Origin of the sequence: Photobacterium sp. NCIMB 13483, from assembly GCF_003025475.1 — a bacterium.
GTDB classification, from domain to species: domain Bacteria; phylum Pseudomonadota; class Gammaproteobacteria; order Enterobacterales; family Vibrionaceae; genus Photobacterium; species Photobacterium piscicola.
In genome coordinates this window covers 143,409-163,372 of record NZ_PYLV01000003.1, presented here as the reverse complement: position 1 = coordinate 163,372, position 19,964 = coordinate 143,409, and the positions used below count along the sequence as shown (strand labels likewise).

Annotated in this window: 20 protein-coding genes and 4 tRNA genes; 17 read left to right on the top strand and 7 right to left on the bottom strand. The window is 37.9% G+C overall.

Translation table 11 applies throughout. The annotated features are described in order from the left end of the window. The first annotated feature begins 135 nt into the window (after positions 1–135). The 3 genes from C9I86_RS04355 (at position 136) to C9I86_RS04345 (ending at position 2,643) form a co-directional block, all read left to right on the top strand. Positions 136–588 carry an RNA-binding S4 domain-containing protein gene (locus tag C9I86_RS04355; protein ID WP_107275740.1) on the top strand — a complete coding sequence of 151 codons (453 nt, stop codon included), beginning with the start codon at positions 136–138 and terminating at the stop codon, positions 586–588. Between the two features lie 75 nt (positions 589–663). Next, on the top strand, positions 664–1,590 hold the full coding sequence (locus tag C9I86_RS04350; RefSeq protein WP_369924996.1) for a M15 family metallopeptidase: 927 nt from the start codon (positions 664–666) through the stop codon (positions 1,588–1,590). Between the two features lie 144 nt (positions 1,591–1,734). Next, entirely contained in the window at positions 1,735–2,643 is a 909-nt protein-coding gene (locus tag C9I86_RS04345) for an aldo/keto reductase family oxidoreductase (RefSeq protein WP_107275739.1), read from the top strand. Between the two features lie 66 nt (positions 2,644–2,709). Here the strand turns inward: C9I86_RS04345 and C9I86_RS04340 are convergent, their stop codons facing one another. Next, positions 2,710–4,038 carry a rhodanese-like domain-containing protein gene (locus C9I86_RS04340; RefSeq protein WP_107275738.1) on the bottom strand — a complete coding sequence of 443 codons (1,329 nt, stop codon included), beginning with the start codon at positions 4,036–4,038 and terminating at the stop codon, positions 2,710–2,712. A gap of 232 nt (positions 4,039–4,270) precedes the next feature. Between C9I86_RS04340 and C9I86_RS04335 the strand changes: the two genes are divergently transcribed. Then, positions 4,271–5,290: an META domain-containing protein gene (locus C9I86_RS04335; protein WP_107275737.1), complete on the top strand. Its 1,020-nt coding sequence runs from the start codon at positions 4,271–4,273 to the stop codon at positions 5,288–5,290. Positions 5,291–5,370: 80 nt separating this feature from the next. Here the strand turns inward: C9I86_RS04335 and mobB are convergent, their stop codons facing one another. Next, complete coding sequence (mobB, locus tag C9I86_RS04330; protein WP_107275736.1) at positions 5,371–5,895, bottom strand: molybdopterin-guanine dinucleotide biosynthesis protein B; 525 nt, start codon at positions 5,893–5,895, stop codon at positions 5,371–5,373. Positions 5,896–6,161: 266 nt separating this feature from the next. Here mobB and C9I86_RS04325 point away from each other — a divergent pair, with 266 nt between their 5' ends. Then, entirely contained in the window at positions 6,162–6,653 is a 492-nt protein-coding gene (locus tag C9I86_RS04325) for a hypothetical protein (protein WP_080157812.1), read from the top strand. Positions 6,654–6,749: 96 nt separating this feature from the next. After that, positions 6,750–7,886 (top strand): endonuclease/exonuclease/phosphatase family protein, encoded by a 1,137-nt coding sequence (locus tag C9I86_RS04320; RefSeq protein ID WP_369924993.1) that lies wholly within the window; start codon positions 6,750–6,752, stop codon positions 7,884–7,886. Between the two features lie 41 nt (positions 7,887–7,927). Here the strand turns inward: C9I86_RS04320 and C9I86_RS04315 are convergent, their stop codons facing one another. Next, positions 7,928–8,383, bottom strand: coding sequence for a hypothetical protein (locus tag C9I86_RS04315; protein ID WP_107275735.1), 456 nt, complete (start codon positions 8,381–8,383; stop codon positions 7,928–7,930). A gap of 157 nt (positions 8,384–8,540) precedes the next feature. Continuing rightward, entirely contained in the window at positions 8,541–9,161 is a 621-nt protein-coding gene (amrA, locus tag C9I86_RS04310) for an AmmeMemoRadiSam system protein A (protein WP_080157810.1), read from the bottom strand. 371 nt (positions 9,162–9,532) lie between these two features. Between amrA and C9I86_RS04305 the strand changes: the two genes are divergently transcribed. The 3 genes from C9I86_RS04305 (at position 9,533) to C9I86_RS04295 (ending at position 12,269) form a co-directional block, all read left to right on the top strand. After that, on the top strand, positions 9,533–9,850 hold the full coding sequence (locus C9I86_RS04305) for a glutaredoxin domain-containing protein (protein ID WP_080157809.1): 318 nt from the start codon (positions 9,533–9,535) through the stop codon (positions 9,848–9,850). Between the two features lie 73 nt (positions 9,851–9,923). Continuing rightward, positions 9,924–10,130 carry a hypothetical protein gene (locus C9I86_RS04300; protein WP_080157808.1) on the top strand — a complete coding sequence of 69 codons (207 nt, stop codon included), beginning with the start codon at positions 9,924–9,926 and terminating at the stop codon, positions 10,128–10,130. A 567-nt stretch (positions 10,131–10,697) separates the two neighbouring features. Next, positions 10,698–12,269, top strand: a complete 1,572-nt coding sequence (locus C9I86_RS04295; RefSeq protein WP_080157807.1) for a BCCT family transporter — start codon at positions 10,698–10,700, stop codon at positions 12,267–12,269. A 109-nt stretch (positions 12,270–12,378) separates the two neighbouring features. Here the strand turns inward: C9I86_RS04295 and C9I86_RS04290 are convergent, their stop codons facing one another. Beyond that, positions 12,379–13,128, bottom strand: a complete 750-nt coding sequence (locus C9I86_RS04290) for a 3'-5' exonuclease (protein ID WP_080157806.1) — start codon at positions 13,126–13,128, stop codon at positions 12,379–12,381. Between the two features lie 15 nt (positions 13,129–13,143). Beyond that, the gene (locus C9I86_RS04285; protein ID WP_107275734.1) at positions 13,144–15,021 is read right to left on the bottom strand and encodes a DUF294 nucleotidyltransferase-like domain-containing protein; all 1,878 of its coding nucleotides are present in this window, start codon (positions 15,019–15,021) and stop codon (positions 13,144–13,146) included. 465 nt (positions 15,022–15,486) lie between these two features. Between C9I86_RS04285 and C9I86_RS04280 the strand changes: the two genes are divergently transcribed. The 5 genes from C9I86_RS04280 (at position 15,487) to C9I86_RS04260 (ending at position 17,186) form a co-directional block, all read left to right on the top strand. Further along, a complete protein-coding gene (locus C9I86_RS04280) occupies positions 15,487–16,410 on the top strand; it encodes a PfkB family carbohydrate kinase (protein WP_080157804.1) in 924 nt (307 codons plus the stop codon). A gap of 160 nt (positions 16,411–16,570) precedes the next feature. Continuing rightward, positions 16,571–16,644: transfer RNA gene (locus C9I86_RS04275), tRNA-Cys, on the top strand. 11 nt (positions 16,645–16,655) lie between these two features. Further along, positions 16,656–16,731 (top strand) — tRNA-Gly (locus tag C9I86_RS04270). Between the two features lie 173 nt (positions 16,732–16,904). Beyond that, positions 16,905–16,991, top strand: a tRNA-Leu gene (locus C9I86_RS04265). Positions 16,992–17,099: 108 nt separating this feature from the next. Then, positions 17,100–17,186 (top strand) — tRNA-Leu (locus C9I86_RS04260). Positions 17,187–17,241: 55 nt separating this feature from the next. Here the strand turns inward: C9I86_RS04260 and C9I86_RS04255 are convergent. Further along, positions 17,242–17,421: a DUF3012 domain-containing protein gene (locus C9I86_RS04255; protein ID WP_080157803.1), complete on the bottom strand. Its 180-nt coding sequence runs from the start codon at positions 17,419–17,421 to the stop codon at positions 17,242–17,244. Positions 17,422–17,577: 156 nt separating this feature from the next. Here C9I86_RS04255 and C9I86_RS04250 point away from each other — a divergent pair, with 156 nt between their 5' ends. Genes C9I86_RS04250 through C9I86_RS04240 form a run of 3 tightly spaced genes read left to right on the top strand, consistent with a single transcriptional unit; the run spans position 17,578 to position 19,963 of the window. After that, positions 17,578–18,321, top strand: a complete 744-nt coding sequence (locus C9I86_RS04250; RefSeq protein ID WP_080157802.1) for a 5-oxoprolinase subunit PxpA — start codon at positions 17,578–17,580, stop codon at positions 18,319–18,321. A 26-nt stretch (positions 18,322–18,347) separates the two neighbouring features. Next, positions 18,348–19,043, top strand: a complete 696-nt coding sequence (locus C9I86_RS04245) for an allophanate hydrolase subunit 1 (protein ID WP_080157801.1) — start codon at positions 18,348–18,350, stop codon at positions 19,041–19,043. Further along, positions 19,025–19,963: a biotin-dependent carboxyltransferase family protein gene (locus tag C9I86_RS04240; protein ID WP_107275733.1), complete on the top strand. Its 939-nt coding sequence runs from the start codon at positions 19,025–19,027 to the stop codon at positions 19,961–19,963. The genes C9I86_RS04245 and C9I86_RS04240 overlap by 19 nt, the downstream gene beginning before the upstream one ends. The last annotated feature ends 1 nt before the right edge of the window (position 19,964 follow it).

Below are 19,964 nucleotides of genomic sequence, written 5' to 3'. Positions count from 1 at the left end.
TGGACAAAACTGATTTTTTAGCGGGTTAGACGTTAAAAAATAGTAAGTCAGTTGGAATTTGTCATTTGTTTCACTTTCTGTTTGTTAGTGAGGTAGAATTCAACTAAGTCCTGTTTTGTTATTTGAGTGTGCAAGATGTCTGAAGAAATAGAAGTAGAAGCACTGGAAGTGGAAGTATCAGTTCAACCGATTGAGCTGTATAAAGTGCTAAAGATTGCCAATTTAGTAAGTGGTGGTGGTGAAGCAAAGTATGCCATTTCTGATGGTTATGTTGCTGTTAATGGTGAAATTGAATTACGTAAGCGCTGTAAAATCTATGATGGTGACGTGATTGAGTTTAACGGTGAGTATTTTGTGGTTATTTGTGACCAACCAGTACAAGAAGCCGTCCCCCGCGATCAGCAAGCAACCAAAGTAACCCCTGCAGCAAAAGCGCCTAAAAAAGATAAAAAAGTACCAGCAGCAAAAGCAAAGAAAAATACATCGGCACCAGCGACCAGTAAAAACCGCTCTGTAACTAAAAAAGAAGCACTAAAAACAGAGAATAAAGCAGACACTGCAACTGGACGTAAGCCAATAAGCTTTTAGATGATGAATTAAATGACAGAGGCGTGCGATTGCACGTCTTTTTTATTACTATTTTTTGAGATAGGACGAATTAGGATGATAGCTGCTTCTCGTAATATGTGGGTTTCGTTATTTTTGTTTTCTGCTGGTGCGGTGACATTACCCGTTAATGCTGCTCAAATTAGTACGTTATCAACGGGAGAGTGCCAACTAATGACTAAGACAGGTGTTATTTCGGCAACCGCGCCTGTGCCATGTCAACGATTACGAAAAGTTACCTTTAATTACCGTGATTTTGCAGGTAAAGCACATACCAATGGACAGTTAGTGGTAATGGATGCCGTAGCACCTTATGTGGGAAAAATTTTTGATGAATTATATCAACAAGGTTTTCCTATTCATAAAGCGGTACCTATTGAAATGTATGACGGTGATGATACTCGTTCGATGGCGGCTAATAATACTTCAGCATTCAATTACCGCCCGGTCGCCGGTAGCAATAGTTTATCGTTGCATGCCTATGGAGCGGCAATAGACATTAACCCATTACAAAATCCATTTGTGACTTTTGGTAGTAATGGCAATGTTAAATTTAGCCCAGTACAAGGGACGCGTTATGCAAATCGAGCTCAATATCGGTTTGGTAAACCTGACAGTCGAGGTATGGCTGAAACTGTGATTGCAATCTTTGCTCGTCATGGTTTTCAATATTGGGGTGGCTTTTGGGATTCACCGATTGATTATCAGCATTTTCAATTGACCAAAGATATGGCGTTAACCATGAGTAAAATGACGCCAGCTCAAGCAACATTGTTTTTTCAACGTTATGTTGCTTGGTATGACAGCTGTAGCAAGATGTACCCAACAGCATATAGCCACTATAAATTTAACGATTACGTCGAATACCTCAAGCATCAGTTATCTGTTAAGTCATTGCATACAGCCTATAGTGCTAATCCTCAACGGGTAATGGATGCAATTAAACTTCAGCCTGTACGTTCAGCTATTTGTGTAAAGCGTTAGTTGGCAAGGGGTTTATTGATAAGTTGCAATCTAAGTCATAGTTTTTAGTCTGCATACTTTGTTTTTAATTAATTCATTTGCGGCAATGATTTGAGGCTCTTAGGATGGTGAGTAATTCGTTTTACTCTTACAAAGGATGGTTCAATGATTCGTCAGGTCACAATGGTTGCACAACAATTACATTTTTCAGAGTTAGTGCAAGGTTATTGGCGTTTAGCTGAGTGGGGTATGACTGCGCAACAACGATTATCCTTTATAGAGCAGCATCTTGAATTAGGGATCACAACAGTTGATCACGCTGATATTTATGGTGGCTATCAATGCGAGACGTTATTTGGTGAAGCTTTAGCATTAAAACCTAGTCTACGTCAGCAGCTACAGTTGGTGACGAAGTGTGATATTAATCTGTGTAATGCTAAATACCCTCAACGCCGTATTAATCATTACGATACCAGTAAGCAGCATATTGTTGAGTCTGTAAATAATTCATTGGCAAACTTGCGCGTTGACAATATTGACGTGTTATTAATTCATCGCCCAGATCTACTGATGGATGCTGATGAGGTTGCTTTCGCTTTTGCTGAGTTAAAACAACAAGGAAAAGTGAATCATTTTGGAGTGTCGAATTTTTCACCTGCTCAATTTGAGTTATTGCAATCTCGTTTAGAGCAGCCTCTGGTTACCAATCAAGTTGAAATTAATCCACTTAATTTTGAAGTAGTACATGATGGTACGCTTGATCAATTACAAATGAAGCGCATTCATCCAATGGCATGGTCATGCTTAGCTGGAGGGAATATTTTCTCTGGTAGCTCTGAGCAACATGTTCGTGTACGTGAAACCTTAAGTGAAATAGCCGCGGAAATCGGTGCTGATAGTCTTGATCAAGTGATTTATGCTTGGATCAGATGCCTACCATCAAAGCCGTTAGCGATTATAGGTTCGGGAAATATTGAACGTGTAAGATCGGCTGTTGCTGCCCTTGATTTTTCATTGTCACGAGAGCAGTTTTACCGAGTATGGGTAGCTGCAAAAGGTCACGGTGTGCCATAACGGAATTTAAGAATGGCAGCTGCTATCGTGAATTAGGATCGTGATAGCTTGCTGCCATTGGTGTTGTTAGTGCACGTTAGCGGGAGTTATCGTCCCATCCGCGATAGGGTTATTTTTATTGGCACTCCATTGGTACCAACCACCATCGTATACGCTGATATTTTTCCAACCGAGAACATGCGCGAAAAAGAAGGCTTCTGATGCTCGCCAGCCAGTACCACAGAAAAAAGTGACATCTTGATGCGGCTTAATATTCCATTTAGCCCATTGTGCTGCAATTTCATTACCGCTTTTCATTGTTTGATCTGGGTTAAGAAAATCTTGCATATGGTAAGAATCAGAGCCCGCGTGTCCCCATTTTGCACCCTCAATACGTCCTTTGGGCTTAATGTAATCATAGCCACTGGTTTCACCTATATATTCAGGCCAAGTGCGAATACTGACAACAGATTGTTGATCTGCTGGCATTTTTAATAACGATTTTACTTGGGCCGTATCTATTATATATTGAGGGTTACTCGGAATAGGCTTACCAAATGCCACTGGTTTTTTATTGTAATTAGGTAAGTTCTCTGTGGGGTAATTCGCATTACTCCATGCTGTCCAACCGCCATTTAATAACCGTACGTCTTTAACGCCAGCATACATTAAGAAGTTAGCAAAACGTGCTGCCGACATATTGTTGCGTGCATACAGAATAACCGTGGTGTCATAACGAATACCAAGATTTGCAATGACTTTGGCTAATGCCGTATTACTGACTTTATTCCACCAAGGTTCTGATTCAATAGTATTGGTATTAACGTATAGCGAACCTGGAATATGATCGAGTAAATATTTTGCAGGTGGACCCCACTCAACTTCAACCACTTTATAACCATGTTTTGGTGCATAACGAGGATGTTTATTATTGATTAGCGCATATAGCCATGATGCAGGTACTAATTGTTGAAAATTAGGTAAAGCACTAAGTTTACCATGGTAGTGATTAAGTGACTGATCAATCGTTGTTATTGAGTGATAGCCTTGAGCTTGTAAAGCAGTCGTGAGTTGTTGGGCTTTATCTGTCGCGCAATATAAATAAGTCGGTAACGTCGATTTAAGGTGCTTTTCATGCAGCAGAGCTTGCAATGCAGAGGTATCTAATGTTTTTAGCCAGCTAGCGTCAATATTAACGGCACCTACAATATGACCACCTTGCTGTTGTTGGGGTTCAGGCCAGCCGTTATAAAAATTACTGTCACGGCAATCAATAATTTGTAATGGTGTGTTATGTGCTTGCTGTTGAGCTAATTGCTCAAATGTTGCTGTGGTTGGCGATGATATCGAGGGCGCGGCAAAGAGAGAGCCAGAGGTCAATAATAGTGTAACCATAGCTGTTGTTTTAATGAGCATAATTAAATCAAATCACCTCAGTGATAGTTAAAAACAAGCGTGCATTCTAACTGCTTCAAAATGTAATACAATTGGAGTTCACTAATTTTTAAGCGACTTAATGATTAATACTCGCTAAAGAAGTGCTATATCCGTATTTGTGAGGAACTATTACGCAGGTTTTATGTCAGAAAAGTATTACGACATGATCTTATTATTAGACATTGATTTGAAGCATTAATGAGGAACACATATGAAACGTTTGCTCTCTGCATTTATAAGCTTATTAACGATTTATAGTTCAACGTTAATGGCAGCAGAGATGACAACAATAACCCCTGATGCAAGTTCACCTGCCTCCTCTAGCTTGATATTAACTTCAAAAACATCTTCTTTAACGGCAACGGCTCATTCATTCGATTATTCATTATCAGCATTACAACAGGCCTATTATCGTGGAATAGATGGTATTGATAGTACTATTCATTTGCAACAGGGCTTATGGGCTGGCGATCCTTATCAACCAGGGGGAAACGTTATGCCACAAGTGATGTTATTAGGTGATTTAAGTGCAATCGGTCAATTGGATGCTCATAAAGATCCTATGGCGGTAGTACTGTTAAATTATTCTCCTGGTGGAAGTGGTCAATTTTTATATTTAGCTATAATGGCTTATCAGCATGGTAAATTAGTTAACATTGCGACTCAATATGTGGGCGATAGGGTACGCGTTAAAGATTTAACGATTAAAAATAACGCTCTAATTTTAGATGTTATTCAAGCTGGAAAACAAGATCCTGCGTGTTGTCCTGGGGATATTGCGCGGCGAATTTGGCATTTAAATCATAATAAATTGGTTGAGGTTCCGAGTAATCAAGCCATTGTTAGATTAACTCCAGCAATATTAGCTAATACGGATTGGCGTCTTGAAAGTTGGCGCTATGGTGATCCTGTCACTGACGACAGTAAAATTAGCTTGCGTTATATTAATGGCCATTTTGTTGGTATGGTCGATTGTAATAATTATACCGTTACGGTGAACGCACTATTACGACCAGGTTTTATTGATGTATTAGAACAACATGCCGCAATTACGAATCGTAAATGTGATGATCCTTTATCAGTACATCGTCAAAAGCGTTATTTTGAACAGTTAGCTAATGTGACTCAGTTTACGTATTTTGCAGGGAAATTGGCGCTCACTTATCGGCATGATAACCATGTTGAAGTGATGATCTTTGCTGCTAAAAAATACAGTCGTAATATCAGTTAGAAAATAAATTAAATACAAAAATACCGCCATTTAGCATATCTCAGTGGCGGTATTTTTATATCGATATTATTTGTTGATAGTTATAGTGCCAACCATTCAATAATAAATTGGCAAATATTCTGAGGGTTATTTAAATCTAGCTGTGGTAATGCACAGTTTGCAGGTGCTGGCTGATCACTGGCAAAGGCTAAAATTGTATTGTCTGTAGGATAGAGCAGAGGTTTACCGTAACTTGGGCGATGAATCTCTATTTTTGGAAATGGTTGGTCACGAAAGCCTTCAATTAAAACAAGATCTAATAGATCATGATTAAGTTGGCTTAGACAATGATTTAATTCAGGATCTTGGCGTTCTGCTTGTGGGTATTCAAAATACAGCATGTGGCGAGATTTAGTGGCAAGTAAGGTTTGGCTACAACCCGCATGACGTAAGCGGTAGCTATCTTTTCCTGGTGTGTCTGGATCAATATCATGATGGCTGTGTTTGAGTAACCCTATTTGTAAGTTGTGTTGTTTAAGAAGAGGGATCAGTTGTTCAAGAAGTGTCGTCTTTCCTGAACCACTAAAACCAGCGAAACCAAGTATAGGTGTAGGTGATGTAATCATTATGAGACCCGTTGATATTGATTCTTTTGCTATTATATACCTAACAAAAGTGAACACCTATCTACAGAGTGTATTTATTGATATATAAGGGATTTATTTAAATAAACTTAATTTTTCTTAGTTGCATAAAAACAAAACTCCTATTTTTTGGTAATTATTATGTAACTGTCTACATTTAATTTGTATTGAGTTTATTGTCATTAATAAGTGCTACAAAAATCATAAATGCGACAATTAATATAATCTTTCCTAAGCGGGAGTGTGTAATGTGGGCGACGTTAGATTTTGAAGCATCAGGACTCTCCGAATTTTCTTATCCAATAGAGGTAGGTTATTCATTACCAAGTGGTGTTGATAATAGTTTATTAATTAATCCATTATCAGCGAGTGATGAGTGGGTGCATTGGGATACCTTTTCAGAATCACACATTCATGGCATTACACGCGATGAACTAGAGCGAGATGGCAAACAAGTTGTCGATGTTTGCCAGCATCTTAATGCTGTTTTAGGGCAGTATGAATTGGTGTTTTGTGATAGTGAGTGGGATTTATTTTGGTTAGGTCGGCTATATCATGCCGCTCATATGCGGCCGTCATTTATGCTGACAGAAATTTGTTGTTGGTTAAAACAACATAATGGTATTGATCGTGCGTGTTTTCAATTAGCTCTTGATCGCCAAGGTTCCGTTAAACATCGAGCAAGTTATGATGCTAAACAGATTCGGTTAGCATTGAATACGGTAATAGGTAATAGGTAATCTGCTTTATTTATAAATTTGGTGTTTATTATTGGCGGTATAGTTAATGACGATTACAATGCTCGGCATAAAAGCATATGTATATGAGAATTTTGAGTGAAATCTGCGTCTAATCGTAATCAATCACTGCGTGTGGCAATGTTTAATATTTCGATGTCAGACAGTGAACCGGGAAAAATATTAGCATTAACAGCAAATCCTAATATTACTCGTTTACAGCGTCTCGCAGCCACTATTCAACATGTCGCACCTGATGTGATATTGCTGTGTGAGTTTGATCATCACGGAGAAGGGGGAGACGATGGTGCTTTGGCTCACTTCTGTGATAATTATTTAGCGGTTTCTCAATATGGGCAGGAGCCTATTGAGTACCCATACCATTTGTGCCCAGCAACCAATACAGGTTTATTAACAGAGCTTGATCTTAATCAGGACGGTATGATTTCATTGCCAGCTGATGGAATGGGATTTGGTCATTTTCACGGTAATTTTGGTTTTGTATTATTATCTAAATACCCTATTCAAGATAATAATGTCCGTTCATGGCAATATCTGCTGTGGAACACTATGCCAAACGCATTGATTCCGCGTGATTTTTACAGTCCTGAAGCGGTAAGTATATTGCGGTTATCGTCTAAAAATCACCTTTGTGTACCAATACAAATCGAGCAACAAGTAATAAACCTTGTATGTTGTCATCCGACGCCCCCTGTTTTTGATGGACCTGAACGTCGTAATGCTAAACGTAACCATGATGAGATCCAATTAATTTGCGATATTATTGATGACGCTGATTATTTAAAAGATGATATAGGCATGACTGGTGGGCTACATTCTGAACAGCCGTTTGTAGTGTTAGGTGATTTAAATGCTGATGTTATTGATGGCGATGGTTTAAAAACACCCATTAAACACTTGCTTAATCACCCACGGATCCATCAACAGGTAAGCCATGGACCATTGACACCTAAAAGTGTCGGTGGATGTGAACATCGCCCATGGCAGCGACGTAAAGGGCGTAATAATGAATGGACGCATTTAGGTGGCATGCGTTTAGATTATGTTTTGCCATCATCTAATTTAACGGTAGTTAAAAGCGGTGTATTTTGGCCTGAAAAAGATCACCCATTACGACAATTAATGCTCGATGAGAAAGGGCGAGAAAAACCTACCGCCGGGTCTGACCATCGACTTGTTTGGGTAGATATAAAACTGACTAAACCAGCATTATAATAAAAGCGGAACAATAACGATTGTTCCACTTTATATCTGTTTTATTTATTGGTTTCAGTCGATTTTTTTGCCCAAATTTCAAGCTTGGCTTTTTTTGTTACACCCGCTAAATTTAGCGTTGCATTACCGATACCGTTATATGTCAATTCAATCGATTTTATTTTATTTTGATCGCGATCAAGAGACATTGCGCGTGTAGAACTATTACTCGTGAGTAATCCTAATGTCGATAGTTTTTGAACATGGCCATCGGTATAATTAACTTGAATAGAATCTATTTGTACCGAACCTTGAGTGCAGGTTAATTTAAGAGAATCATAATGGTTTGAATTAAATAGTGAATTGATTGTTATTTTATCAGTATCTGTTTGAAAGTTAGCTGTTTTAGTTGCTAGCTTAACCCAACCATTAGTGGTTTCTTTGGGAGTACTATTACAGCCACTTAGTGTTATTAATAGAATAAATCCGGTTAAAAATGGATATAAAAATTTACGCATAAAACCCCATTAAAGTCATAATAAAATACAGCGTGTATTTTTAATTAAAGTTGAATTTACGTAAAGTATGCCATATTTTATGAGTGTAATGTTATGGCAATGATAAAATGACTAAATATTTTAGTCATTTTATATTGATACTATTTTACATGATTGCTTAAAAATATTTACCGCGGATAGTGTTGAAATTCTCTTTAAGTGCGCAGGTAGTAAATGTTTTAATTACCATAGTGTCAGACCAATAATTAGCAGACCAACCGGCTTTTTGTTTGAGTAATTGTATAAATTGAGGGGTTGATAACCCTCGACGCCAAGCACTAGGTAATACAATTGTTTGTACATGTCGATCTGTCAGCAGTACACCTTGCTTGTTATGAGATAAATACTCAGCTAATTCAGCTTCAGTAGTGAATGGCTGTATAACTAACGGCGATAGTACCTCTACCTCAATGCTTAAATCATCAAGTTGATCTTCTGCTAGAGGCATAAAGCGGCGATCTTCATAAGCACTGCCAATGGCTTTATTGTGCATTTCTAATATTAAAGGTTTAGTCGCAATTGTAGAGCCAATACAGCCTTGCAGTTGACCTTTGACTTCTAATGTTACAAAGCATGCTGCAGGTTGCAGCATTTTACGCGTATAGTGCTCAAGTTTAGGTGCTGATGTTGAAATTGCTTTTTCTGAAAAATGACCTCGAATGGCGTCACGGGCAATATCCAATAGCTGCGTAAGTTCACCTTTATTGTATGTTTGATGTGTGACAGCTGAAATATCCACCAGTGTTCTCCTTTTTGAATCTTATGAATTATCAATACGTCCGTATATAAATAATGAATGTCGAAAACGTGTATTTATAAAATATTGGCAGTGATAAAAAATGTTTTATAGGCAATAACTTATTTCTATATCTGATTAATATCATCTATTTTCATTGATTATTCAATATGTGCTTAAGTAAAAAGTGTTAACTTGTTTGTCAAACTTATGCTGTTTGTAAGTTTTCTATCTGAGTGTTATTAAATTGCAATAATTGAGTGATATTTGTACTTTTTTGATTGTTTTTGGGGTTGTGCTGTTTATAGATTTTACTCGTAACGTAGATTGTTTTATCGTTAATGCCATTTTTAATACTGAAGATAGATAAGTCTATGAATAGCGACCACGGTTTGACGATTGAACAATTAAGTGAATACAAAAATGTAATCATTACTCAGCCTAATTGCCCATATTGTGTAAAAGCAAAACTACTATTGGATCAGCAAGGTACTGAGTATTCAACATTAGTATTAGGTCAAGAGTTAACAAAAACCGTTATGGTGGATTTTATTCAACATATTGCGAATGTTAGCGTACGTACAGTGCCACAAATTATTTTAGATGGTCATTACATTGGCGGGCATGACGATTTGGTTGCCTTTCTTGAGCGTCAGGTAGATAAGACTAGTTTTGATGATTTTGAGTTATAAAATTACCATCATATAGTTATCAAAGAGGGGGAGAAAGCTTCCCCTTTTTATATTAATCTTAGAGTAATAGACGATGAAATTAGATTTTTCGCAATTAAATAAACAAACTAAACAGTCATTTAGTGACCAACATGCGGTGATAAAAAAAGTGATGCAGGGTAAAGTTGTGGCTTGTGAACAATGTAGACAACCATTGGTACTTATTACACCTGAACAGAGTGAAAAACCAGGTATTGGTTGTTTAAAAGGGTGTACTTTTATCTCACTTGAGTTTGCTTAATCGCGAACATTCGTCGTGATTCATGTCTTTTTTGGTCAAAAAACAACCTAAATTGATTGATTTTTGAAAACTTACTAATTAAATATATGTTGTTTTTAGGTCGTCTTCTTCTATCAATAAGCTTTATTATTTACTGCAAAAGCGATTAGTCAATTATGGGCTTCTTCATTTTTATAAAATAGTAAGTTAACACCCATATTCTTTGTTTCTTTGTATTGATAATGGTTTCTTTTACTTTTGGTAAATATTATTTCTAATTCATTGATTAAAAATAATAAAACCTAATGTAATTTACTATAATCACTTATAAAAAGTAGTTAAAAATTTCAAAGGAACTAAAGTTGTAGCAATAGATGGTTAGAGTACGAAAGAAAAAACCATTATTGCGACTAAAAATAGTCAATGTAATCGCTTTATTTTAGGCTGAAAATCAGCCATTTTAGGCTATTTGGTTGTTTTGTCTCTCTATTGACAGTTCTTGTCTACTAGTGGTTATATAATGGCGCTTTAATTTTTATTTACATGACTAAATATTATGATTGGGGCGATATCTAACAGGACGTAATAATGAGTAAACACGATAAATATAGTATAAATAATACGGATTACACGATTGGCCAAGATAATGTCCAAAAGTGGGGATTCGATGTACATAACGCCGTTTTTGGTGTGAGCGCTGGATTAATAGTCATTTTTTTAGTTGCGATTTTAATTTCAGATCCAGCCACCGCAAAAGCAACATTAGACAGTGTAAAAGGTGCCATTGTTAACCAATTCGCCTCTTTATTTATTTGGGCTGGTAATTTCTTTGTCTTCTTTTGTTTAGCATTAATTGTTTCACCGTATGGACGTATCCGTCTCGGCGGTAAAGATGCTGAAGCTGAGCATACAACATTATCATGGCTATCAATGCTATTTGCCGCAGGTATGGGTATTGGCTTGATGTTTTGGAGTGTGGCTGAACCTGCTGCATATTTCACAGGTTGGGGCGGTTCAACACCTTTGAACGTTACCCCTGAAACACCTGAAGCATTTAAAGTCGCGATGGGTGCAACCATGTACCATTGGGGTCTCCACCCTTGGGCTATTTATGGTGTTGTTGCCTTATCAATGGCATATTTTGCTTACAATAAGGGATTACCACTTTCTATTCGCTCTGTGTTTTATCCTATTCTTGGTGATCGCACTTGGGGTTGGGCTGGCCACATCATCGATATTCTTGCTGTATTGGCAACACTATTTGGTTTAGCTACGTCATTAGGCTTAGGCGCACAACAAGCGGCAAGTGGTATTAATCATGTATTTGGTACTCATGGCGGTTTAGAACTGCAAATTGGTATTATCATTGTAGTTACTTGTGTCGCTATTTTTTCTGTAGCGAAAGGTATCGATTCAGGTGTTAAATTACTCAGTAACATTAATATGATGGTTGCTGTTGTCTTATTAATATTTGTTGCACTGGTTGGTTTTGCTATTTCTATTGATACGATTCCAAAAACAGTAATGGGCTATATTGAAAACTTTATTCCGCTAAGTAACCCTTATGATCGTACTGATGAAAAATGGATGCATGCTTGGACGGTTGTTTACTGGGCTTGGTGGATTTCATGGTCACCATTTGTAGGCTCATTCATTGCGCGTATCTCAAAAGGTCGTACTGTTCGTGAATTTTTAATTGCAGTATTGATTATTCCAACAGTAGTAACGATTGTTTGGATGTCAGTATTTGGTGGCCAAGCTATTCACCAAATTATGGATCATATTGGTACATTAGGTACTAAAGGTATTACTCAAGTACCATTAGCGATGTTTGAAATGTACGACGCATTACCATTTGGTACTATTTTATCGTTCATTTCAGTGATTCTAATTCTGGTGTTCTTTGTAACATCATCAGATTCAGGTTCATTGGTAATCGATAGTATTACCGCTGGTGGTAAAGTTGATAACCCTGTTGCTCAACGTATTTTCTGGGCAGCCGTTGAAGGTGTTATTGCTATTGCTTTATTATGGGTCGGTGGTACTCAAGCTATTGAAGCATTACAAGCCGGTACGATTTCGACAGCATTACCGTTTACATTTATTTTATTACTTATGTGTGTCAGTTTATTGATGGGCTTTAGGACTGAGCGTAAATAGCCTTTTCGTTCATTCGTTGTAATAAAGTTAATGTTATAAAAAAAGCAGCCATTCAGAATATTTACTGAATGGCTGCTTTTTTATGGAAAGAGAATAGAAAAGGTGTTGTTTATTCCCAAAGGTATCCAATAGGTGTCTCAGGTGTAAAATGATAAGCGATTTGTGCTTGAAGTAATTCAGCAGTCGCTAAAGAATCGGTTAGCGCATGATGTGGCTGATAGGCTGGAAGGCCATAACGGGAACGGCATTTACCTAGTCGTACTGAACCTGGGCGTTTACCTTTTAATTTATTCCACAAACCACTAATTTGTTGCTGCTGAATGGTTGCTTCAATAGCTAAAGTATCAACAACTGGAAATTGAATTCCTTCGCCTAAACGAATGTCTAAGGCGCGATCCATAAATTGGCGTTCAATATTTTTATAATGAACGACAACCACTTTTCCAGCCAAAGCGTCTAGCACTGATTCAAGGATACGGCGTAAGTCAGGTGCTTGTTGCACATCAGAGTGGGTAATACCATGAATAACAACCGAGTCTTCTTCTAATTTTACCTTAGGTTTTACCACCCAGTGTTGCGATTGGCGGCAATAAATACGGTGTAAGTCAAAAGGGACTAATCCTATACTAACAATGTCATCTATTTCTGAGTTGAGTCCTGTTGTTTCAAAGTCGAGAGCAACAAAAGGCACCTCACTCAGTGGCGTATCTTCAGAGACAATACCTGTCTCATAATAAGATTTAATGCGGCTATCTTGAGCTTCTTGCGCTAATGTTTTAAAACGTAAATGCCAGTCTGGTACTGGCATATTACGTGTAAAGTGTGCAGAAGTAGGTTGTTTTGATCCGTGATGAAACATGAACGGCTCTTTTTATTATCGGGCTGATTGATAGCGAAACTTCACAAAGTTTTGCGCTTTACTCAATATCTGGAATGCGTCTTTTAAATTTCTACGTTCAAAATCAGACATATTTTCAGGCTCAATGCTGTTATCTGGCTCAATACCTGCTTCAATATCTAATGCTTGGTGGCGAATACGCACTAAAGAAATGTATTCCATTGCATCACGTAAGTCTTGTGCTCGACCTGGCGGTAAAATACCGCTATCGATAATATCATCAAGACGTTCAAGTGAGTTTTGTGAACGAGAACCGACCGCAAGTGCATGGACACGAATTAAATCAGCTAATGGTGCCGTACCACGGCGCTTTAGGTTGATTGAGTTATTATGTCGACCATCTTTTTCCATAACAAAATCTTTAAAAAATCCCAATGGAGGGGTGCGGTTTAAAGCGTTACGTGCAAGACAGGACAAGAAACGAGAGCTATTTCGTGCTCGACGAACAATGAAGCCATTTAATTGTTTGGCCCATTTAGTTTTGCCCCATACACCACCAAGATCAAAAAAGATTGAGCTGTTAAGTAATGCGACTGGCTTAGGGTTATCAATCCATTCAGCGAAACAATCTTCCCATTGTTGACGCGTTTTACGCCATTCTGGGTTGGTTGCCATAATATCGCCAGTACAATAGGTATAGCCACATTCAGCTAATCCATCACAAACAAATTTAGATAGTTGCTCAAAATAAGCATTATGTTTGTCATAATTGAAGTTGTTATCAAGAATGATAGCGTTATCTTGATCGGTCACAATCAGTTGTTCATCACGTGCCATTGAACCGAGAGCAAGAAAACAATAAGGCACAGGGGGGGAGCCATATTTTTCTTCTGCAAGTTCAAGTAGACGTTGTTTAAAGCTACGCCCGATTTCAGCCATCGCGCTACCAATCATATGAGAGTTAGCATCTTCATTGACCATTCGTACAAAACAATCTTTAACTTGAGTTGAGAGAACCGCTAATTCTTCTACTGATTGTTGCTGATAAATGCTGCTGACGAGTAATAAGCTATTTTGTGATTCATAGCGCACAATGTCAGAGACACTAATAATACCCACTGGATGTTTATTGCGCATGACGGGTAAGTGATGGATGTTAGAGCGTAGCATGGTTAACATGGCTTCAAACACATAAGCATTATGATCAAGAGTAATTGGTTCTGCTGACATTACTGTCGAAACAGGCTCGGCGGTTGAGACACCAAGCGCTAAAACGCGGGTACACAAATCACGATCAGTAATAATGCCAACGATTAAGTCATTATCATCATCATCGTCAGTGATATTTTCATCACAGATGAGCAGGGCAGAGATCCCTTCTTCTGCCATTGTTTGAGCGGCAACTTGAATGGTTGCATTTTGATCAAGGATCACCGCATCACGTGTGAGTAGGGTGCGCACTTTTGATGTGGTTAAGTCATTTTCATCATTTTGACGTGATACTGCATGCCGTAGACGAGAGCCATCATCGACTTCAACAAAATCGGCAAAACTATCATAATCGTCACAGAGTTTGGTAAAAAGAGTACCTGGCACGCAATAGAGTAGGGTGTCTTCTAATGCTTTGGCTGGCATTCTTACGCGATTATTCATTAATAATCCCATTTGCCCAAAAATATCACCTTCATCTAGACGGTTATATAATTCCCCTTTACGGCGATAAACTTCAACAGCACCACTACGAATAAGAAATAAATCATTAATGCTATCACCGAGATTTAAAATCATACTGTCTGCGCGGTGATAAGCCACTTCAATTTCGATTGCTATTTCATTCAATTGTTCTTCTGGTAGCAAGTCGAAAGGTGGGTATTGGCTGATAAAATTAAGTATTTCTGTTTGTTCTGCTTCCATATCTCAGTCCATATCAATAAAAAACAGGAGCAAGGCTCCGCAGATAATAATTAGAGAGCGATAGATCTTATTGGTACTTAAATAGCCTATCACTCTTGGAATTGTAACCTATGCCAGAGTGGAAATCACATATTGTTAGTATTAACGATTACAGCTGTAATTGTTAATACTAATATTTATTGATAAGTAAGCATTGATGATTATTTGATATTGTCAATCAATAGCCCCTAGTGATTTAAGAGATACTGATCATAAATATAAACATTAATGAGTAGCATAAAATAGTGCCAAAATATTAATAATTAGGGATATTTTGTTATTATTAAATAAGCCCTATTATCATCTGAAAAAAACTTAAATCTAGAGTATTGTGAGGGTAGAGATAAAACGGAATGTATTACGCTTTTAATGAGTCAATGTTAATCGGCGTATTATTATTTATCGCTATCTCTAGCGAGGGAAAATATGAAGATTGTTTTTTTTGGGGAAGCATTAGTTGAGCTTAACCATTCACCTCGATATCAAACATATGGTGGTAATGTGGTTAATCGAGCTTTATATTTGGCTCGATTAGGCGGTTCGCGTGCTATTAGTGTTAGTTATGCGACATGTATTGGTATTGAAAAAATATCAATGAGCATGCTGCAATGTTGGCAACGAGAAAATATTGATACCAGCTTAGTAAAATGTTTAGCAACAAAATTTCCTAATTTATGTTTTATTGAAACAGATAGCCATGGTCTGCAACATCATCATTATTGGAATAAAGATAATGCGATGCGATATTATTTTACTTATGGCCCAGCATTATTAAATCGAGCCCTGACGAATAATGATTATGGAGCGATTTATATAAGTGGTAGTAGCATTGCGGCTTTGACTGATGATGATAAAACATTGCTATTAAGTTTACTTGAAATACATAAGAGAGAAGGCGGTAAAGTTTACTTAGATAATAGTTTCCGTGCTGATCTTTGGTCAACGAAACAAGCACAGTATTGGTATGAAAAACTATTTTCTTATGCTGATATCGCGTTTGTTGATTTAAATGATGAAATGAGAATTTGGGGAAGCTCACGTTATTTAACTCAGCGTTATATCAAATGGGGTTGTCGCGAGGTTGTATTTAAACAAGCGAATAGAACAGAATGTACGGTGTGCAGTTTAGTGATTCGTTCTGATGCACTATTACGGGTCGCAAGTATCAAGCTAGCGGTGCAGTATGGCGATCAGATAGTAGATAATGCTTTTGTTGCTGGTTACCTTGCTGCTCGAATTAACCAACAATCGATTTCACAGTCATTATTGTTGGCACAAAAACTCAGTCATCGAGTAACAACATGTTCTGATGCGATTATTCCGTCTGATTCAATGCGCGATATTATGTAGATAGATAACTCATTGTGCAGCATGTGATCGGAATGGCTTGTTTTGTATGTAAAATAATCAAACGATCGTAAAATCAAAAAATGCAGTTGACTCATCTACAGTAATCCGTAGAATGCACCCCATACCGCGAAACAACAACGTTTCATCGGTTAGGAAATATGGCGCGTTGGCAGAGTGGCTATGCAGCGGATTGCAAATCCGTGTACCTCGGTTCGACTCCGGGACGCGCCTCCATACTTCCTCTTGCGACACTAGCTCAGCTGGTAGAGCGCAACCTTGCCAAGGTTGAGGTCACGAGTTCGAACCTCGTGTGTCGCTCCAATTTTAAGAATATTGACATTGTCAGTGTTCAGCAATACAAGAGGTGACTCAACAAGGTTGAGGTCACGCCTGATTTTACAAGATCAGGAACCTCATGTATCGCTAAAAATTAAAAAATATGGCTTAAGAGCGATATTTATAGATGGTGTCTTACCCATCGCATTAAATTGCGTGCCCTGGTGGTGGAATTGGTAGACACAAGGGATTTAAAATCCCTCGGCGTTCGCGCTGTGCCGGTTCAAGTCCGGCCCGGGGCACCATCTTTTTATTTGCTTATTTGCAAATGAAATAGTAACAACAGAATTAAAAGATATGGCTAAGATAGCGGTATCTATAGATGGTGTCTTACCCATCGCATTGAATTGCGTGCCCTGGTGGTGGAATTGGTAGACACAAGGGATTTAAAATCCCTCGGCGTTCGCGCTGTGCCGGTTCAAGTCCGGCCCGGGGCACCATCTTTTAAAAAAGCTCATCATTTGATGAGCTTTTTTTTCGCCTATTATATTTGCCTTAATTCTTATCATCATCTGAACGAAGAATACAGTTTTGGGTGAATTGTACGGCTTCATTCGCACTCCATTCTCCTTTCGCTTTTTCTTTTAGCTGGTTACACCATTTTTCACTACCTATAGTGGGTGAGCATGCTGATAATAAAAATACCATACTGATTAAAACTAACATTGTTTTCATTGGTAGCCCTTCTTCATGTGAATTTTTATCTTTTTATTATTTGATCATGGTTATAGCGTAGATAATTTAAATCATTATTCGTGTTATTTAATACTACACTCAGTAGGGAATAACGACATTATATTTACAGCTATAGTGTTGGCGCTAGGAGGGCGAATGAAATTAAATTGTGATATGGGAGAAAGTTTTGGTGCATGGAAAAAGGGCAATGATAGTGATGTAATGGCTATGATTTCAATGGCAAATATTGCTTGTGGGTTTCATGCATCCGATCCTGATACGATGGCTGAAACTATCCACTTAGCTAACTTATATGATGTTATGTTAGGTGCTCATCCTAGCTATGATGATAAGTTAGGTTTTGGTCGACGCCATATTGTTCACTCTTTAACCTCAATTGCTAATTTGGTTGCATACCAGATTGGTGCGCTAGACAGTTTATGTCAATTACATCATTCTTGTTTATATTACGTGAAACCTCATGGTGCGCTTTATCACGATATGATGAAGGATGACCAGATCTTTACTGTTATTGTAGAGACATTAAGTCAACTCAATTGTAATCGTCTTCATCCATTGGCTTTGGTGGTACTTTCTCGAAAAGATAATCACCGTTATAAAATGATAGCTAAACGTTATAACGTGACATTAATCTATGAAGCTTTTGCTGATCGAACATATTTGGCATCGGGTATGCTCATGCCACGAGATCAACCACAGGCAGTATTAAGTTCGGTGGCAGAGGTTCAACAACAGATGCAACAATTACTGCAAGGGAAAGTACAAACACATACTGGAGAATGGTTAATATTAGATGTTGATACTGTGTGTGTACATGGCGATAATCCGCAAGCAATGAGGCTCATTAAGAAATTAGCAGCACTCATAAAAATCAATTAATTATCATTAATATAATGGGGAAATATATGGAAATTACCCCGATTTCAGAAGGGACGCTAATGGTTGAATTTAGCGCCGTTATTGCACCAGAAATCACTCAATGTATTGCTGATTTTATTGTCTATATTCAGCAGCAATATGCTCCTTATATTATTGAGATTATTCCGTCATATACCAAGGTGTTGTTGCAATATAAATTGGGTACCTGTGATTTTGAACAATTACAACAAACTATTTTGATATGGTCTCAAGATTATGAGTATCAACAGCGATCTTCTATTGCAACGGTTCACCATTTATCGGTGTATTATGATATTGAAGTTGGTCCTGATTTACCTGTATTAGCGGCATTAAAACATTTGTCGATAGAGGCTGTCATTGAAGTACATAGTCGCCAAATTTATGATGTTGGGGCGATAGGATTTACGCCGGGCTTTGCTTTTTTATCTCTTGTTGAACCTAAGATCGCTATTTCTCGTCATGCTACACCGCGGCAATGTATTCCTGCTGGTAGTGTGGGGATAGCTGATCAACAAACCGCTATTTATCCACAATGTAGTCCTGGTGGGTGGCAAATTATTGGTAATTGCCCACAGTCGGTATTTGAAGCCGACACTTATCCACAATCTTGTTTTAAGATCGGCGATAAAGTGAAATTTGATCCAATTGAGCGCTCGCAATTTTTGGATCTTGGAGGTGTAATATGCTCGGCTTGGTCGTAATAAATTCAGGCATATTATCCTTAATACAAGATCTTGGTCGTTATGGTGTTGCTCAACAAGGTATTACTCAAGGTGGAGCAATGGATTTGCATGCATTTTGTTGGGCAAACCATTTATTAGCTAATGATAGTAATGCCGCCCAATTAGAATTGACGGTTGGTTTAGCTTGTTTTGAAGCGTTAGAAGATTGCCAGTGTGCATTAACCGGAGCAGATATGGCAGCAACGATTGATGGCCAGCCTATTTCGCCATGGCAAAGTTTTTTACTTCATAAAGGGCAAAGATTACAATTTGGTGTGGCTAAATATGGGTTACGCACTTATCTTGCTATTCGTGGCGGTTTTAAAGTTCCGGTAGTACTTGGCAGTGTATCAACGGTTATGCGAGAGCATTTAGGAGGATTACAATTTGGTCAATCTGTGGCTAAAGACGATATTCTTGAGGCTTATGCTGCACCATTATTACCGACATATTCAACGGTACCTTGTCTCTATATTCCAGATTATAGTACAGAGATTGTATTGCATGTTATTGAAGGTTATCAAGCTGAATGCTTTTCACTCTCGCAAAAAAATATTTTTTATCAACAGCAATATCAAGTAACACCGGCATCTGATCGTATGGGCTGTCATTTGCAAGGGACAAAAATTGAGGGTGTAATCACAGGAGTGATTTCACAGCCTATTGCTATTGGCGCGATTCAAATTCCAGCGAATGGATTACCCATTATATTGTTAAATGATCGTCAAACATTAGGGGGATACCCTATTTTAGGATGTATTGCGCGAATGGATTTATGCCGTCTTGCTCAAGTAAAGCCTAATGATGGGGTTCAATTTAGAGTTATGGACGATAAATCGTTAATGCAGTATCAACAGCAGTGGATGGATTTTAGTGATTTCTTTTCGTTACCGTTTTAGC

What these genes read in the sequence shown, in the direction of transcription:
- C9I86_RS04350 (WP_369924996.1), top strand. Translation starts at nt 664, where the DNA reads ATGATAGCTGCTTCTCGTAATATGTGGGTTTCGTTATTTTTGTTTTCT.
- C9I86_RS04290 (WP_080157806.1), bottom strand. Translation starts at nt 13,128, where the DNA reads ATGTTTCATCACGGATCAAAACAACCTACTTCTGCACACTTTACACGT.
- mobB (WP_107275736.1), bottom strand. Translation starts at nt 5,895, where the DNA reads ATGATTACATCACCTACACCTATACTTGGTTTCGCTGGTTTTAGTGGT.
- C9I86_RS04250 (WP_080157802.1), top strand. Translation starts at nt 17,578, where the DNA reads ATGAAATTAAATTGTGATATGGGAGAAAGTTTTGGTGCATGGAAAAAG.
- C9I86_RS04280 (WP_080157804.1), top strand. Translation starts at nt 15,487, where the DNA reads ATGAAGATTGTTTTTTTTGGGGAAGCATTAGTTGAGCTTAACCATTCA.
- C9I86_RS04325 (WP_080157812.1), top strand. Translation starts at nt 6,162, where the DNA reads ATGTGGGCGACGTTAGATTTTGAAGCATCAGGACTCTCCGAATTTTCT.
- C9I86_RS04345 (WP_107275739.1), top strand. Translation starts at nt 1,735, where the DNA reads ATGATTCGTCAGGTCACAATGGTTGCACAACAATTACATTTTTCAGAG.
- C9I86_RS04255 (WP_080157803.1), bottom strand. Translation starts at nt 17,421, where the DNA reads ATGAAAACAATGTTAGTTTTAATCAGTATGGTATTTTTATTATCAGCA.
- C9I86_RS04285 (WP_107275734.1), bottom strand. Translation starts at nt 15,021, where the DNA reads ATGGAAGCAGAACAAACAGAAATACTTAATTTTATCAGCCAATACCCA.
- C9I86_RS04245 (WP_080157801.1), top strand. Translation starts at nt 18,348, where the DNA reads ATGGAAATTACCCCGATTTCAGAAGGGACGCTAATGGTTGAATTTAGC.
- C9I86_RS04240 (WP_107275733.1), top strand. Translation starts at nt 19,025, where the DNA reads ATGCTCGGCTTGGTCGTAATAAATTCAGGCATATTATCCTTAATACAA.
- C9I86_RS04340 (WP_107275738.1), bottom strand. Translation starts at nt 4,038, where the DNA reads ATGCTCATTAAAACAACAGCTATGGTTACACTATTATTGACCTCTGGC.
- C9I86_RS04295 (WP_080157807.1), top strand. Translation starts at nt 10,698, where the DNA reads ATGAGTAAACACGATAAATATAGTATAAATAATACGGATTACACGATT.
- C9I86_RS04305 (WP_080157809.1), top strand. Translation starts at nt 9,533, where the DNA reads ATGAATAGCGACCACGGTTTGACGATTGAACAATTAAGTGAATACAAA.
- C9I86_RS04300 (WP_080157808.1), top strand. Translation starts at nt 9,924, where the DNA reads ATGAAATTAGATTTTTCGCAATTAAATAAACAAACTAAACAGTCATTT.
- C9I86_RS04335 (WP_107275737.1), top strand. Translation starts at nt 4,271, where the DNA reads ATGAAACGTTTGCTCTCTGCATTTATAAGCTTATTAACGATTTATAGT.
- C9I86_RS04355 (WP_107275740.1), top strand. Translation starts at nt 136, where the DNA reads ATGTCTGAAGAAATAGAAGTAGAAGCACTGGAAGTGGAAGTATCAGTT.
- C9I86_RS04315 (WP_107275735.1), bottom strand. Translation starts at nt 8,383, where the DNA reads ATGCGTAAATTTTTATATCCATTTTTAACCGGATTTATTCTATTAATA.